We start from the raw sequence: 15,029 nt of genomic DNA on the forward strand, positions 1-15,029 counted from the left end.
GGCACTCGACCGCTCGACGTCCCCAGGAGTTCACATGGCCCGCGCCACTCTCTCGCACCAACTTCACGATCTCGGCCTCGCGGCCTGGTTCGGCGGCACCCTCGCCAACGCCGTCGCACTCAATCCCGCCGCCGCCGCAAGCGGTGACCCGTCCCGGGTCGGCGCGGTCGCCAATGCCGGCTGGGATGCTTGGACCCCGGTCAATGCGGCCGCGATCGGCGTCCACCTCGCCGGCGCCGTCGGACTGCTCAAGCACGACCTCGGCCGACTGCGGGCACAGCAGGGCGTACCGGCCATGGCTGCCACCAAGATCGCCCTGACCGCCGCGGCGCTCGGCGTCACGGCCTACAGCAGGGTGCTCGGCAAGAAGGTCTCCGAGCACCGGGCGGTCCCAGCCGCCGACGGCACCACTCCCGCGGCGGCCACCCCGCCGGACGTCGCCGCGGCACAGAAGCAGCTGAAGATCCTCCAGTGGGCGGTGCCCGCACTCACCGGCGGCATCGTCGCGATCGGCTCCTATGCGGCCGAGCAGTACCGACCCGAAGAGGTCTCGAAGGGCGTGCTGCAGCGACTGCTGCCCTGATCACGACAGCGCGTTCTCGGGCACGTGCTCCGAAGCGTCGGCCTGCCGCGGGCTCGGCCAGCGTTGCGGCACCGGACGCCGGCGGACGTTCTGCGGCCACCAGAACCAGCGTCCGAGCAGCGCCGCCAGCGACGGTGTCATCAACGACCGCACCACCAGGGTGTCGAACAGCAACCCGAGGCCGATGGTGGTGCCGACCTGACCGATGACGATCAGCTCGCTGCTCGCCATGGACATCATGGTGAAGGCGAACACCAGTCCCGCGGCGGTGACCACGGATCCCGTCCCGGCCATCGACCGGATGATGCCGGTGCTCAGTCCGGCGTGGATCTCCTCCCTCATCCGGGACACCAGCAGCAGGTTGTAGTCCGCGCCGACCGCGAGCAGCACGATGACCGACATCGGCAGCACCATCCAGTGCAGCGGTATCCCGATCAGGTGTTGCCACAACAGGACTGACAGGCCGAACGAGGCGCCGAGGCTGAGCACCACGGTCCCGACGATCACCGCCGCGGCCGCAACGGCCCTGGTGAGCACCACCATGATCAGGAAGATCAGGATCAGCGCCGAGATCGCGGCGATCAGCAGGTCGTAGTCGGCGCCCTGCTGCATGTCCGTGAACATCGCTGCGCTGCCGCCGATGTAGACCGTCGAGCCCTCCAGCGGGGTGCCCTTGATCGCGTCGGCGGCCGCGATGCGCAGCGGCTCGATGTGCGACGTGCCCTCCTCGGTCAGCGGATCGCCCTGATGAAAGACGGTGAACCGGACGGCATGACCGTCGGGCGAGAGGAACAGCTTGATGCCGCGCTGGAAGTCGGCCGTCTCGAACGCCTCCGGCGGCAGGTAGAAGTTCTCGTCGTTCTGGGCGGCGTCGAACGCCTTGCCCATCGCGGTGGCGTCCTCCTGGGTGGCCATGTTCTGGTCCTGCTGCGCCTTCTGCGCCTGATACTGGTTCAACATCATCTGCTTCTGGTTCTTCATCGTCTGGATCATCGCCGGCATCAACGCCGCCAATTGCGGCGTCAGATCAGCCAGTTGCTCGATGTCGGGCACCAGGTCCTGGAAGTCGTCGGAGAGTGCGCCGATGCCGTCGAGGCTGTCGAAGATCGACCGCAGCGACCAGCAGACCGGGATGTCGAAACAGTGTGGCTCCCAGTAGAAGTAGTTACGGATCGGGCGGAAGAAGTCGTCGAAGTCGGCCAGGTGGTCGCGCACCTCGGCGACGGTCAGGGAAGTGGAGTTGAACTTGTCGGCCATCCGCCGTGTGACGTCGGCCATCTGCAGCGTGATGGACTGCATCTTCTCCATGGAGTCGATGGTCACCTGCATCTCGTCGGCCTGCTTCAGCGTGTTCTCCAGCACCCGCTGCTGGTTGTCGTTGTTCATGAGTTGCCCTGTGCCACTTTGGCTCATCGTGTAAGCCAGCGACGCGTGCTCGACCGGCTTGCCGTCCGGGCGGGTGATGGTCTGCACCTGCGCGATACCGTGCACGCGGACCATCGCCTTGGCGATCTTGTCGATCACCAGGAAATCGGCGGGATTGCGCAGGTCGTGATCGGCTTCGACCATCACCAGTTCTGGGTTCATCTTCGCTTCGGAGAAGTGCCGGTTGGCCGCCGCGTAACCGATGTTGGCGGGCACGTCGTCGGGCTGGAAGATGCGGTCGTTGTAGGTGGTGTGATAGCCGGGCAGGGTCAGCAGCCCGACGAGGGCCAGCACGACGGCCATCACCAGCACCGCGCCGGGCCACCGCACGGTGGCGGCGCCGACCCGCCGCCATCCCCGTGAGCGTCCCCACCGCCTGGGCTCGAGCACCCGGCCGAACCGGCTCGCGATCGAGATCAGCGCGGGACCCAGCGTCAGCGCCGCGGCGACCACGATCGCCATGCCGATGGACAGCGGGATGCCCATGGTCTGGAAGTACGGCAGCCGGGTGAAGTGCAGGCAGAGTGTGGCTCCGGCGATCGTCAGCCCGGACGCCAGCACGACGTGCGCCGTGCCGTGAAACATCGTGTAGTACGCCGACTCCCGGTCCTCGCCCGACCGTCGCGCCTCCTGATAACGGCCGATGAGGAAGATCGCGTAGTCGGTGGCGGCGGCGATCGCCAGCGTCACCACCATGTTCGTCGAGAAGGTGGTCAGGCCGAACACGTCGTGATAGCCGAGGAAGGCGACGATGCCGCGGGCCGACAGCAGGCCCACGACCACCATCACCATCGTGACGAGCATGGTGACCACCGACCGGTAGACGAGCAGCAGCATCACGATGATGACGGCGAACGTCAGCGCCTCGATGGTCTTCATGCTGGCGTCGCCGACGGCGTTCTGGTCCGTGGTGGTGGCCGCCGGACCCGTCACGTAGGCCTGAACGCCGGGCGGCGGCTGGACGCCGGCGACGATGGCGCGCACCGCCTCCACCGATTCGTTGGCCAGCGCCTCGCCCTGATCGCCGGCGATGTACACCTGCACGTAGGCGGCCTTGCCGTCGACGCTCTGCGCGCCCGCCGCGGTCAGCGTGTCGCCCCAGAAGTCCTGGACGTGCTGGACGTGGGCGGTGTCGGCACGCAACTGGCGCACCAGCTCGTCGTAGAAGATGTGCGCGTCCGCCCCCAGCGGATCGTCGCCTTCGAGCACGATCATCACATTGCTGTTGGTGTCGTACTCCTGAAACACCTCGCCGACCCGCTTGGTCGCGACCAGCGCCGGAGCGTCGTTCGGACTCATCGACACCGCGCGCAGCTTGCCCACCTCCTCGAGCTGCGGCACCACGGTGTTGAGCAGGCCGACGATCACCACCCAGGCCAGCACGATCGGGACGGCGAAGGCGCGGATGAACCTCGCCACCCTCGGGCGCGCGGCGTGCCGCGCGGGCGGCATGGCGTCGGTCGGAGGGTCGTCGGTTCCGGCTCCTGCGTCCCAGCCGTCGAGGCTGCTCATGCCGCCTTCACCAAGCAGTACGTCGCGGCGTTCACTCCCTGGGCCGTCCTTTCGTCCTTCACCTCGTCGTCGACGGTGACGCGACATCCGATCGACTGGCCGTCGCCCTGGACGAGGAGATTCGGCGTCACCGAGGGCACCGTCGTCTCGAGCCGCAGTGACCACGGCAGCGTCACCTCGCCGGTCCGCTGTGGCAGCCCGTCGAGGTCGGTGTAGTTGATCACCGCGGTGCCGCCCGATCCGAAGACCTCGTAGACCACGACCTTGGGATTGAAGTTGTCGGCGGTGTCCGTGCCGACCGGGGTCACCACTGCGCCGTCCGAGCCGAAGACCGAACGCAGGTGCGCGACGCTGGCGACGCCGACCGCGATGGCCACCGCGAACAGAAGCGGCAGCCAGACGCGTTTGAGCATCACGAAGACTGCGGTCACGTCGGCCTTTCGGGGAGGTCCCTGCCGCGGATGCAGCGGCGATTGATCTAGAAAGGCAATCTAAGCCGCTAAGTGGATAGCGTCAATCCACTTATGGACGCCCGTTACGCACATCACTAAAGTGGCCGTGATGATTGACAAACCATGCCGAGGGCTGCGCAAGGACGCCGAACGCAATCGGCAACGCGTGCTCGAGGCCGCGCGCGAACTGTTCGCGGCGAAGGGCATGGAGGCCACCCTCAACGACGTCGCCCAGCATGCGAACGTCGGCGTCGGCACCGTCTACCGGCGGTTCGCGACCAAAGAGGAACTCGTCGACGCGATTTTCGAACACGGAATCCAGCAGGTCGTCGCCCTCGCGGAAGCTGCACTGCAGCAGGAGGATTCATGGGAGGGCTTCGTGTGGTTCGTGGAGCAGCTCTGCGAACTCACGGCCACTGACCGCGGCCTGCGCCAGATGGTCTACAGCACGGCCTACGGCGGCTACGGCGTGGACTGCGCCCGCGAGCGCATCGCCCCGCTGACGTCGAAACTGGTCGAGCGGGCGCGCGACGACGGCCATCTGCGGGCCGACATCGAGCCCACCGACGTGCCCTGCCTCGGACTGCTGGCGGGCACCGTCGGCGAGTGGGCCGGGCACGTCGAGCCCGGACTGTGGCGGCGGTACGTGGCGCTGCTGCTCGACGGCATGCGCAGGCGCGACGGGCAGGAACCCCTCGACGTCGAGGCGCTGGACGAGAAACAGATGGACGCCGCGATGCACGGGTGGCGCCCCGCGGGCTGAGCCGCTCAACGCCAGGTCAGCTGTGACGGGAGTGATCTCTGTGAATTCTGGGTATAAAATCAAGATCTTCCTACCGAGGAGTCTTCGTGTCCGTCGACAGCCGGTTCGCACGATGGGCGGTCTCGGTCGCCACATCGGCGACCGCGCTCGCCGTCCTCGCCATACCCGGCGCCCCGACGGCGTCCGCCGCCCCCAAGTGTTCCGACATCGAGGTGATCTTCGCCCGCGGCACCGATGAACCGCCCGGCCTCGGGGTGGTCGGCAAGGCACTGGTCGGTGCGCTGCGTCCGATGGTGAAGGGGAAATCCATCGGCACCTACGCCGTCGAGTACCCGGCGTCGTGGGACTTCGTCCAGGTGGCCGCCGGCGCCAACGACGCCAGCCGACGCGTCCAGTCGACGGCGGCGAAGTGTCCCGACACGAAGATCGTTCTGGGCGGCTACTCGCAGGGAGCGGCGGTCATCGACGTCGTGGCCACGTCACCGATCGCTGGGCTCGGCTACACCGCGCCGCTTCCGGCCGCCGCCGTCCCGCACATCGCCGCGATCACCGTCTTCGGCAATCCCTCGGCGCGGGTGGGTCAACCGCTGACCCGCATGAGCCCCGACTTCGGCGCACGCACCGCCGACCTGTGCAACACGAACGACCCGGTCTGCTCGCTCGGACAGGACTTCGACGCCCACGTCCGCTATCCGCAGTCCGGACTGGTCAAGCTGGCCGCACAGTGGGTGACACGCCACGTGCAGCAGGGCGCCGGCCCTCGGCCTTCCACGAGGTAGTCCCTTCGCGCCGTCCGACGGGCGATGGGTTTGGAATCTTTTGGATGAGGCAAAGGGTTGCGCATCGACACCGGACGCTGTGCGGTGACAGCACACCAGCGAGAGGAGTTCGGTGACCCAGCCACGCCGAGACGGCACCCGTCGAGACAACGTCCTGATCGTGCACTGGCACGACCTGGGCCGCTACCTCGGCGTCTACGGCCACCCCGACGTCACCAGCCCGCGCCTGGACGCGTTCGCCGCGGAGAGCTTCCTGCTGACCCGCGCCCACGCCACCGCGCCGCTGTGCTCACCGTCGCGCGGGTCGCTGTTCACCGGCCGCTATCCACAGAACAACGGGCTGGTCGGCCTGGCCCACCACGGCTGGGAGTACCGCTCAGGTATCCGCACCCTGCCGCACATCCTGGCTGAATCCGGTTACCACACCGCCCTTTTCGGCATGCAGCACGAGACGTCCTTCCCGGCCAGGCTCGGTTTCACCGAGTTCGACGTGTCCAACTCGTTCTGCGAGTACGTCGTCGAGCACGCCGCCAACTGGCTGCGGCAGTCCCCGCACCGGCCGTTCCTGCTCACCGCCGGGTTCTTCGAGACGCACCGGCCGTATCCGCACGACCGGTACACCCCCGCCGACCCCGACAGCGTGGCGGTACCGGGGTTCCTGCCCGAGAGCGACGAGGTCCGCCAGGACCTCGCCGACTTCTACGGATCGATCACGGTGGCCGACGCCGCGGTGGGCCGGCTGCTCGACACCCTCGAAGAGACCGGCCTGGACCGCAGCACCTGGGTGGTGTTCATGACCGACCACGGCCCGGCTCTGCCGCGCGCCAAGTCGACGCTCTACGACGCAGGCACCGGCATCGCCATGATCATCCGGCCACCCCGGGACGCGGGCATCGCGCCGATGGCGTACGACGACCTGTTCAGCGGTGTCGACCTGGTGCCGACGCTGCTCGAGCTGCTCGGCCTCGAGGTGCCCCAGGAGATCGACGGCATGAGCCACGCGGCGAGCCTGGTCGCGCCGCCGGCGCACGCTGACCAGACCCGCACCCACCTCTTCTCCACGAAGACCTACCACGACTCGTTCGATCCCATCCGCGCGATCAGGACCAAGGAGTACAGCTACATCGAGAACTACGCCGCGCGGCCGCTGCTCGACCTGCCGTGGGACATCGCCGCCAGTGCACCGGGGCGGGCGGTGGCGCCGTTGGTGAATTCCGAACGGCCGCAACGCGAGCTGTACGACCTGCGCACCGACCCGGCGGAGCAGGACAATCTGCTCGGCCCCGACGCGACCGCGGAGGCCGAGGCGGTGGCCAACGACCTGGCCCTGTTGCTGCACGACTGGCGACAGAAGACCAACGACGTGATTCCCTCCGATTTCGCGGGTACCCGGATCTCCGAGCGCTTCACCGAGACCTACCTGCGCATCCACGGCGGAAGGATCACCAGCAGGTCGGCACTCGCGTCCGAGCGCGGCATCGAAGATCAGCACAGCGCCACACAATAGTCAGGATCACCGTGATTCAAATAGCCCGTTCTGCAACGCAATACGGCCACGGTTAGGCTCTCGCGCATGCCTGCCCATCCCACGGCGTATCTCGTCCTGGCGTCGCAGCGCAGCGGCAGCACGCTGCTCGTCGAGTCGCTGCGGGCGACCGGCGTCGCCGGAGAACCGCAGGAGTTCTTCCAGTACCTGCCCCGCACCAGCCAGGCGCCCCAGCCCCGCGAGTGGTTCGCCGATGTCGCCGACGAGTCGATCCTGCAGCTGCTCGACCCGCTGGACGCCGGCACACCGGACCTCGCCCCGGCCACGATCTGGCGCGACTACATCCGCACCGTCGGACGCACCCCCAACGGCGTCTGGGGCGGCAAGCTGATGTGGAACCAGACGCCGCTGCTGCTCGACCGCGCCAAGGATCTGCCCGACCGGTCGGGCGACGGCCTGCTCGCGGCGATCCGTGACGTCGTCGGCTCCGACCCGCTGCTGGTGCACGTGTACCGGCCCGACGTCATCTCCCAGGCGGTGTCGTTCTGGCGGGCCGTGCAGACCAGGGTCTGGCGCGGCAGGCCCGACCCGGTGCGCGACGCCCGCGCCGAATACCACGCGGGCGCCATCGCCCACGTCGTCAAGATGCTGCGCGCCCAGGAGGAGGGCTGGCACGCCTGGTTCGCCGAGGAGAACGTCGACTACGTCGACGTGCCCTACCCGGTACTGTGGCGCAACCTCACCCAGGTCGTCGGCGACGTCCTCGAACGGCTCGGCCTGGACCCCCGGCTGGCACCTTCACCGGTGCTCGAACGCCAGGCCGATCAGCGCTCCGACGAATGGGTCGACCGCTACAAGGCCGACGCGCAGAGGGAAGGACTTCCGACATGACCACCACCATCGAAGACCTGCGGGTCGACGAATTGCGCCTGCTCGAGGCGGAGGCCGTCCACATCATCCGCGAGGTCGTCGCCGAACTGCAGCGGCCGGTGCTGCTGTTCTCGGCGGGCAAGGACTCCATCGTGCTGCTGCGGCTGGCGGAGAAGGCCTTCCGGCCGTCGCCGCTGCCGTTCCCGATCATGCACGTCGACACCGGCCACAACTTCGACGAGGTTATCGAGTTCCGCGACCGCCGGACCACCGGCGAGGGCCACAAGCTCATCGTCGCGTCGGTCCAGGAGTCGATCGACAGCGGCCGGGTCCCCGACCCGGGGCCGACCGCGTCCCGAAACCGGCAGCAGACCCGCACGCTGCTCGACGCGCTGGAGGCCGGCGGCTTCGACGCGGCCTTCGGCGGCGCGCGGCGCGACGAGGAGCGCGCCCGCGCCAAGGAGCGGATCCTGAGCTTCCGCGACGAGTTCGGCCAGTGGGACCCCCGCGCGCAGCGCCCGGAGCCGTGGTCGCTCTACAACGGCCGCATCAAGAAGGGCGAGCAGGTCCGCGTCTTCCCGCTGAGCAACTGGACCGAACTCGACATCTGGCGATACATCCAGCTGGAGAACCTCGAGTTGCCGTCGATCTACTTCGCCCACGAGCGCGAGGTGGTCGCCCGCGACGGCATCCTGCTGGCGGTGTCGCAGTACGTGCAACCCCAGGGCGACGAGACCTCCGCGGTCGAATGGGTGCGCTACCGCACCGTCGGCGACCTGACGATCACCGGTGCGGTGCGCTCGCGCGCCGTCGACATCGAGAAGGTGATCGAAGAGATCTCCGCGGCCACCGTCTCCGAGCGCGGCGAAACCCGCGCCGACGACCGCACCTCGGTGGCCGCCATGGAGGACCGCAAGCGAGAGGGGTATTTCTGATGACCAGCGTTGTGTCCGCACCGACCACCCCGGTCACCCGCCAGCTGCTGCGGATCACCACCGCCGGATCGGTGGATGACGGCAAGAGCACGCTGATCGGGCGGCTGCTGCACGACACCGACAGTCTCCCGCTGGACCATCTGGAGGCGGTCAAGGACGAGGAGGGGGTCGCCGACCTGGCGGCGCTGTCCGACGGGCTACGCGCCGAGCGCGAGCAGGGCATCACGATCGACGTCGCCTACCGGTTCTTCTCCACTGAGACCCGCAGCTACATCCTGGCCGACACCCCCGGCCACGAGCGCTACACCCGCAACATGTTCACCGGCGCGTCCAACGCCCACGCCGCGGTGCTGCTGGTGGATGCCCGCGCCGGTGTGCTGCGCCAGACCAACCGGCACGCCCGCATCGCGAAGCTGCTCGGCATCAAGCACTTCGTGGCGACGGTCAACAAGATCGACCTGGTCGACTTCGACCGAAACCGCTTCGAGGAGGTCCAGGAGGAGCTGCATCAGGTGGCGGCCCGCCTCGGCGGCCTCGACCTCACGGTCATCCCGATCGCCGCGAAGCTCGGCGACAACGTGGTGCACCGCTCCGACAACACGCCCTGGTACGAGGGGCCGACACTGCTCGAGTACCTCGAGAACGTCGAACTCGCTGCGCCGCAACCGGAGGCGAGCAAGCTGCGGCTGCCCGTGCAGTGGGTGTCCCGACCGACCGCCGAGCAGCGCCGCCGCTACACCGGCCGGCTCGCGGCGGGCACGCTGAGCGTCGGTGACACCGTGGTGAGCCTGCCGTCGGGCACCAGGTCGACGGTCACCGTGGTCGACACCCTCGACGACGACCGGCCGGTCGCTGTCGCGCCGCTGTCGGTGTCGATCGAACTGGCCGACGACATCGACGTCGGCCGCGGCGACGTCTTCGTCAGCGGCGAGGAGGACGGCACCCTGCCCGTGCTGGCCCGCGAGGTCGACGGCACGGTGTGCTGGTTCCGCGACACCCCGCTGCGGGCCGGCGACCGGCTGGCGTTCAAGCAGGGCACCCGGACGGTGCGGGCCACCGTGCAGGCCCTGCACAGCAGGCTGGACCCCGAGACCCTCGAGGAGGTCGACAACCCGGTCGAGTTGTCGCTCAACGACATCGGCTCGGTCACGTTGCGCACCAGTTCGATCGTGGTGGCCGACGCCTACGTCGACAACCGTGACAGCGGCGCGTTCATCCTCATCGACGAGACCACCAACGACACCGTCGGCGCCGGCACCATCACCGAAGCGCGGGAGGTCAAGCCCGGCGAGCAGACGCGCAACGACATCCGCTGGCATCCCTCGTCTCTCGACCGCGACCACCGGTGGACGGCGACCGGGCAGCGCGGCGCCACGATCTGGTTCACCGGCCTGCCTGCGTCGGGCAAGTCGACGATCGCGGTGGCGGTGGAGCGCGCCCTGGTGGAATCGGGTCAGGTGGCGTACCTGCTCGACGGCGACAACATCCGGCACGGCCTGTCCGACGATCTGGGCTTCTCCGCCGGCGACCGTGCCGAGAACATCCGTCGGGTCGGGCATCTCACCCGGCTGTTCGCCGACGCGGGTGTGGTGGCGCTGGCGTCGCTGGTGTCGCCGCTGAAGTCCGACCGCGACATCGCCCGCGCACTGAACGACGCGGCGAAGTTGCCGTTCATCGAGGTGTACGTGTCGACGCCCGCCGAGGAGTGCGAGAAGCGCGACCCCAAGGGTCTCTACAAGCGGGCCCGCGCCGGAGAGCTGAAGGGGCTCACCGGTGTCGACGCGCCCTACGAGGCGCCGGAGAACGCGGACCTGGTACTCGACACCACGGGCGCCGACATCGATTCGCTGGTCGCCCAGGTTCTCGAACTGCTCGACCAGAAGCGCTCGCCGTAGGGCGATTCACTGCACGCGTGCCACCACGAACACCCGGCGGAACGGGAAGAACGTCCGCCCGTCGGGCGTGGCTGGGTAGGCCGCGTCCAGCAGTGGGATCAGCTCGGTACGGAACCGCTGCCACTGGTCGTCGTCGAGACGGCTGCGCACCGGGGTGAGCGCGGTGCCGGTGATCCAGTTCAGCACCGGGTGTTCACCGGTCAGCTCGTGCAGGTACGTGGTCTCCCACGCGTCGACGGTGCAACCCGCCCCGGTGAGCAGCTCGGCATAGCCGTCGGGCGCGTCGACCACCTTCCCCACCCGGAAAGGGATGTCGCTCAATACGTCTCGCCATTCGGCGCTGCTCGCGAGGTCACGCACCGCGACGTGTGACGGCGCGTCGAAGTTGCCCGGCACCTGGAAGGCGATCCACGCGCCCGCGGCCAGCGCGCGCGTCCAGGACACCAGCACCTCGCGGTGTTCGGGCACCCACTGCAGGGTGGCGTTGCTCACCACGACATCGGTGTCCGGCGCCGGTGTCCATGCGCGCACATCACCCACCCGGGCGTAGACGCCACGCCCGCGGGCGGCGTCCACCATCTCCTGCGAGCTGTCCCAGGCCTCGATCACCGCGCCGGGCCACCGCTCGCCGAGGGTGACGGTGAGATTGCCAGGCCCGCAGCCCAGGTCGACGACCCGGCGGGGATCCTGCGCACCCACCCGCGCCAGCAGGTCGAAGAACGGCCGCCCGCGGTGGTCCGCGAAGGCCAGGTAGGTGTCGGGATTCCACATGTCCGCCAGTGTCCCACTTCGCTACCATCGGAAGCCGTGGAGCCGTCCAGCACCGACCCGGTCGATCCTCCCATCCCCGTCCCCGATGTGCCCGGTGGTGAGGCAGGCGCGCGCGGGTTGCCCCGTCGCGAAGACCTCACCGTCCGCCAGCGGCTGATCGTCGACTCGTCCGCCGTCGCCGACATCGCGCTGCGGACCGGGTTGGCGTCGATGCTCGGTGCGGCGATGCTGCCGTCGGTGATCGGTTCGTTGTTCCGCCCAGAACAGGCCGGCATCGAGCAGGAGAACCTGCGGTTCTACGGCGAACTGGCGGCGGCCCGCGACCCCGCGGTGTCCTTTTCGGCGCCGAAGGAGCCGCCGCGGATCTCGTCGCGACCGGCCAATCCCGTCGCCGAGTGGATCGCACACGGGCGGGTGCACAACATCAGGTTCACGAGCAGCTTCGAGGCGGTGAACCCGGCGATGCGGGAGCGGTGCAGCGGCTTCCAGCGCAACAACGTGGTGCACGCACAGCACTGGCGCCACGACGACGGCCCGCACCCGACGCTGTGCGTGATCCACGGGTTCCTCGGCTCGGCGTACCTCGCCAACGGCCTGTTCCTGTCGCTGCCGTGGTTCTACCGGTCCGGCTACGACGTGCTCCTCTACACCCTGCCGTTCCACGGCAGGCGAGCCGAGAAGTGGTCGCCGTTCAGCGGTTACGGCTACTTCGCGGGCGGCGCCCCCGGATTCGCCGAGGCGATGGCGCAGGCCGTCCACGACTTCCGTTCGCTGCTGGACTATCTCGAGTTCACCGGCGTCGACCGCGTCGCGCTGACCGGCATCTCACTCGGCGGCTACACCTCGGCGCTGCTCGCGTCCGTCGACGAGCGGATCCAGGTGGTGATCCCCAACGTTCCCGTCGTGACGCCGGATCGCACGGTCGACGAGTGGTTCCCCGCCAGCAAGCTGGTCGCGCTGAATCGCGCTGTCGCACAGACCGACCCGCAGATCGCCGAGGCCGCCGCCAGGTACTCCTCGCCGCTGAACTACACCCCGCTGGTGCCGAGGGAACGCCGGCTCATCATCACCGGCCTCGGCGACCGGCTCGCCCCGCCGGAGCAGGCCGAGATGCTCTGGGAGCACTGGGATCGGTGCGCGTTCCACTGGTTCCCCGGCAACCACCTGCTGCACGTCAGCCAGCCGGACTACCTGCGCCGGATGACCCGCTTCATGAGCGGTTACATGCTGGCCTGAGCGGCAACGGCTTCCTGCGCGACGGGTTCATCGCGGCGCGACTGCTCCGTCGGCCACCACAGCCGGCCGAGCAGGCCGTCCGGTAGCGCCGTCGGGTCGCCCTCCAGCCGCTCGTCGGACGCCGGGGCGAGCGCCTCGAGCGCCGGGCGGTGCCGTCCGCGCTGCGGGGTGAGGCCGGCGACGGGTGCACGGGCGCCCGGCCGCTCCACGGTGCGGACCGCGCACCCGACGGTGATGCTCGGACGCGTGGCGGTGCCGGTGATCTCCAACGCGGTCCAGGTGTCCGACGACAGCGCGGGAACGGCGGCGAGTGTGTCGGAGAGGTTGTCCTTCACCGCGATCCGGTATGCCGCGACGAAGCCGGACTCGTCGCGCAGGCCGCGCCAGGTCTCCTTGGCGGCGGGCGGGACGGGGGTGTCTGCCCGCTCTTCCAGCGTCACGTTCCAGCCGGCCTCGCGGAGGTGGTCGGTCAGCCTGCGGCCGGCGATCTGGGCCGTCTCCAGCAGCGGGATGCGCGTCGACCGGGCTCGCAGCGCCGCCAGGTTGTCCGCCGCTCCCAGCGTCAGGCTCACCCACGTGGTGCGGGTGCCGCCGGCGTCGTGGCTGACGACCCTCACCTTGTGGGCACGGATCCCGTAGCGCTCGACGTAGCCCGCGACGATCGGCAACGGCACTGCGCGCTGCTCCGAGGGATCGAGCCGCAGCACCACGGTCGCATGGGCCGCATGCCGGCCGGACCGCTTGGCGTGCCGCTTGCCGTGATTGCGGCGCCACACCGCGAGCCGCCGGCTGACCATCGTCGTGGCGAAGAGCCCACGCCACCAGGCGAAGACGACGACCAGTACCGCGGCGGCGACGCCGAGCACCCACCAGTCGAGGGTGGTCTGCCACGGGTAGGCCAGCGCGGCCGCGGCGACGACGAGCGCCGCCAGCGTGATCCGAACCGTCATGCGAAATCCTTTCGTCGGTCCGAGCCGAACACCGCGACGGCCGCCACGATCAGTGCGAGCGCGCCCGCACCGGCGAACGCCACGATCCTCGGGGTGTCGTCCTTCGCGGGTGGTTCCGGTGGCGCAGCCACCGGCTTGCTGGAAACGGCTGCCGCCGTGGCGGTTTCGGGTACATCCCAGGTGAGCGCCGCCACCGGGTCGACGCTGCCCGCACCGACCACGCTCGACGGCGTCCGCGGGCCACCGTGGGCGGTGGTGGTCAGCCTGCGGACCACCTGCTCGGCCGACAGCTGCGGATACCTGCTGCGGACCAGCGCCGCGACACCCGACACGTAGGCCGCCGCGTAGCTGGTGCCCTTGATCGGGTTGTACTCCTGCCGCTCGTTGGGCAGGCCGTTGGCCAGTCCGCCGCCGGGCGCATTGCTCACCGACGTGATGTTCTCGCCGGGCGCCGCGATGCCGACCCACGGCCCGGCCATGGTGAAGTCCGACGGTTGCCCGCCGGGGGTCAGGGATCCGACCGACAGCACGTATGGCTGCCACCACGACGGGATCGAGACCGAGGTGACGCCGGCCCAGTTCCGCGTGTCGGCAGGATTGCCCGCGTCGGCGACCGGATTCGACTCGCATGCCGTCCCCGTGGTCAGACCGCCGCGCTGATTGCCCGCGGCCGCCACGACCACCGCGTCCTTGTCGACGGCGGCATACCGCAGCGCGGCGCCCAGTTCGGCCTGGTCCACCGACCTGTTCGCCGGAAGACAGGTCACCACCGAGATGTTGATGACGCGGGCCCCGAGATCGGCTGCCCGCACCACCGCCCTGGCCAGGCTGGTCACGTCGCCGGCCGCTCGCGCGGTGGCCTGGTCCTCCCCCGGGTTCCGCGGGGAGAACGCCGCGGAGTTCTGCCTGATGGACAGGATCCGGGCGTTCGGCGCCACCCCGGAGAAGCCGTCGGCGCCGGGCTTGCCCGCGATCAGGCCGGCCACCAGGGTGCCGTGCCCGTCGCAGTCGGTCAGGCCGTCGGTCGACTCCACGAAGTCGCCACCCGGCTGCACGTCGGGCAGCCTCGGGCCAGATTGCACACCGGTGTCGATGACCGCGACGGTCTGCCCGTCACCCCTGCTGTGCTCCCATGCGCCGGCCAGGTCGAGTGCGACGGTGTTCGGGCTGACCGCGCCGGGGTCGCTTCCGCCGATCACGCCGCTCGCCACGCATTCGGTGCGCTGTTCCATCGGCTGCGCGGGTCCGGCGCTGCCGGACGGCGGCGGCAGCAGCGGATCGACCTCGGGCGGGCTGATGGCGGCGGCCGGCGGACTGCTGATCAGCAGCACCGTGCACGTCGCGGTCAGCGAAGCCAATACCTTGTGCATCA

General features: G+C 69.4%; 13 protein-coding genes. 8 read left to right on the plus strand and 5 right to left on the minus strand.

The window, feature by feature from the left end; all coding sequences use genetic code 11:
- Positions 1–34 precede the first annotated feature (34 nt).
- The gene (locus ACPCHZ_RS02155) at positions 35–583 is read left to right on the plus strand and encodes a hypothetical protein (protein WP_423483227.1); all 549 of its coding nucleotides are present in this window, start codon (positions 35–37) and stop codon (positions 581–583) included.
- Here the strand turns inward: ACPCHZ_RS02155 and ACPCHZ_RS02160 are convergent, their stop codons facing one another.
- Positions 584–3,520, minus strand: coding sequence for an RND family transporter (locus tag ACPCHZ_RS02160; protein WP_423483228.1), 2,937 nt, complete (start codon positions 3,518–3,520; stop codon positions 584–586).
- Positions 3,517–3,933, minus strand: coding sequence for an MmpS family transport accessory protein (locus ACPCHZ_RS02165; RefSeq protein WP_423483782.1), 417 nt, complete (start codon positions 3,931–3,933; stop codon positions 3,517–3,519). Before ACPCHZ_RS02165 ends, ACPCHZ_RS02160 begins: the two co-directional genes overlap by 4 nt.
- A 148-nt stretch (positions 3,934–4,081) precedes the next feature.
- On the opposite strand from ACPCHZ_RS02165, the gene ACPCHZ_RS02170 reads away from it, so the two are divergent.
- From ACPCHZ_RS02170 to cysC, 6 genes are all read left to right on the plus strand, one after another.
- Positions 4,082–4,735 (plus strand): TetR/AcrR family transcriptional regulator, encoded by a 654-nt coding sequence (locus ACPCHZ_RS02170; protein ID WP_423483229.1) that lies wholly within the window; start codon positions 4,082–4,084, stop codon positions 4,733–4,735.
- A gap of 86 nt (positions 4,736–4,821) precedes the next feature.
- Positions 4,822–5,514 (plus strand): cutinase family protein, encoded by a 693-nt coding sequence (locus ACPCHZ_RS02175; RefSeq protein ID WP_423483230.1) that lies wholly within the window; start codon positions 4,822–4,824, stop codon positions 5,512–5,514.
- Between the two features lie 112 nt (positions 5,515–5,626).
- A complete protein-coding gene (locus tag ACPCHZ_RS02180; RefSeq protein WP_423483231.1) occupies positions 5,627–7,021 on the plus strand; it encodes a sulfatase family protein in 1,395 nt (464 codons plus the stop codon).
- A gap of 66 nt (positions 7,022–7,087) precedes the next feature.
- Positions 7,088–7,891 carry a trehalose 2-sulfotransferase gene (gene stf0 / locus ACPCHZ_RS02185; protein ID WP_423483232.1) on the plus strand — a complete coding sequence of 268 codons (804 nt, stop codon included), beginning with the start codon at positions 7,088–7,090 and terminating at the stop codon, positions 7,889–7,891.
- Positions 7,888–8,805 (plus strand): sulfate adenylyltransferase subunit CysD, encoded by a 918-nt coding sequence (gene cysD, locus ACPCHZ_RS02190; protein ID WP_423483233.1) that lies wholly within the window; start codon positions 7,888–7,890, stop codon positions 8,803–8,805. The genes stf0 and cysD overlap by 4 nt, the downstream gene beginning before the upstream one ends.
- Positions 8,805–10,700, plus strand: coding sequence for an adenylyl-sulfate kinase (gene cysC, locus ACPCHZ_RS02195; protein ID WP_423483234.1), 1,896 nt, complete (start codon positions 8,805–8,807; stop codon positions 10,698–10,700). The genes cysD and cysC overlap by 1 nt, the downstream gene beginning before the upstream one ends.
- A gap of 6 nt (positions 10,701–10,706) precedes the next feature.
- Here cysC and ACPCHZ_RS02200 read toward each other — a convergent pair whose 3' ends face one another.
- Positions 10,707–11,471 (minus strand): trans-aconitate 2-methyltransferase, encoded by a 765-nt coding sequence (locus ACPCHZ_RS02200; RefSeq protein WP_423483235.1) that lies wholly within the window; start codon positions 11,469–11,471, stop codon positions 10,707–10,709.
- Between the two features lie 36 nt (positions 11,472–11,507).
- Between ACPCHZ_RS02200 and ACPCHZ_RS02205 the strand changes: the two genes are divergently transcribed.
- Positions 11,508–12,707, plus strand: a complete 1,200-nt coding sequence (locus ACPCHZ_RS02205) for an alpha/beta hydrolase family protein (protein WP_423483236.1) — start codon at positions 11,508–11,510, stop codon at positions 12,705–12,707.
- Here ACPCHZ_RS02205 and eccE read toward each other — a convergent pair.
- A complete protein-coding gene (eccE, locus tag ACPCHZ_RS02210; RefSeq protein WP_423483237.1) occupies positions 12,692–13,657 on the minus strand; it encodes a type VII secretion protein EccE in 966 nt (321 codons plus the stop codon). The two genes, ACPCHZ_RS02205 and eccE, sit on opposite strands and share 16 nt — an antisense overlap.
- On the minus strand, positions 13,654–15,027 hold the full coding sequence (gene mycP / locus ACPCHZ_RS02215; RefSeq protein WP_423483238.1) for a type VII secretion-associated serine protease mycosin: 1,374 nt from the start codon (positions 15,025–15,027) through the stop codon (positions 13,654–13,656). The genes eccE and mycP overlap by 4 nt, the downstream gene beginning before the upstream one ends.
- Positions 15,028–15,029: the final 2 nt, after the last annotated feature.

Origin of the sequence: Mycobacterium sp. NPDC050041 (genome assembly GCF_049541695.1) — a bacterium.
In the GTDB taxonomy this organism is placed as follows: domain Bacteria; phylum Actinomycetota; class Actinomycetes; order Mycobacteriales; family Mycobacteriaceae; genus Mycobacterium.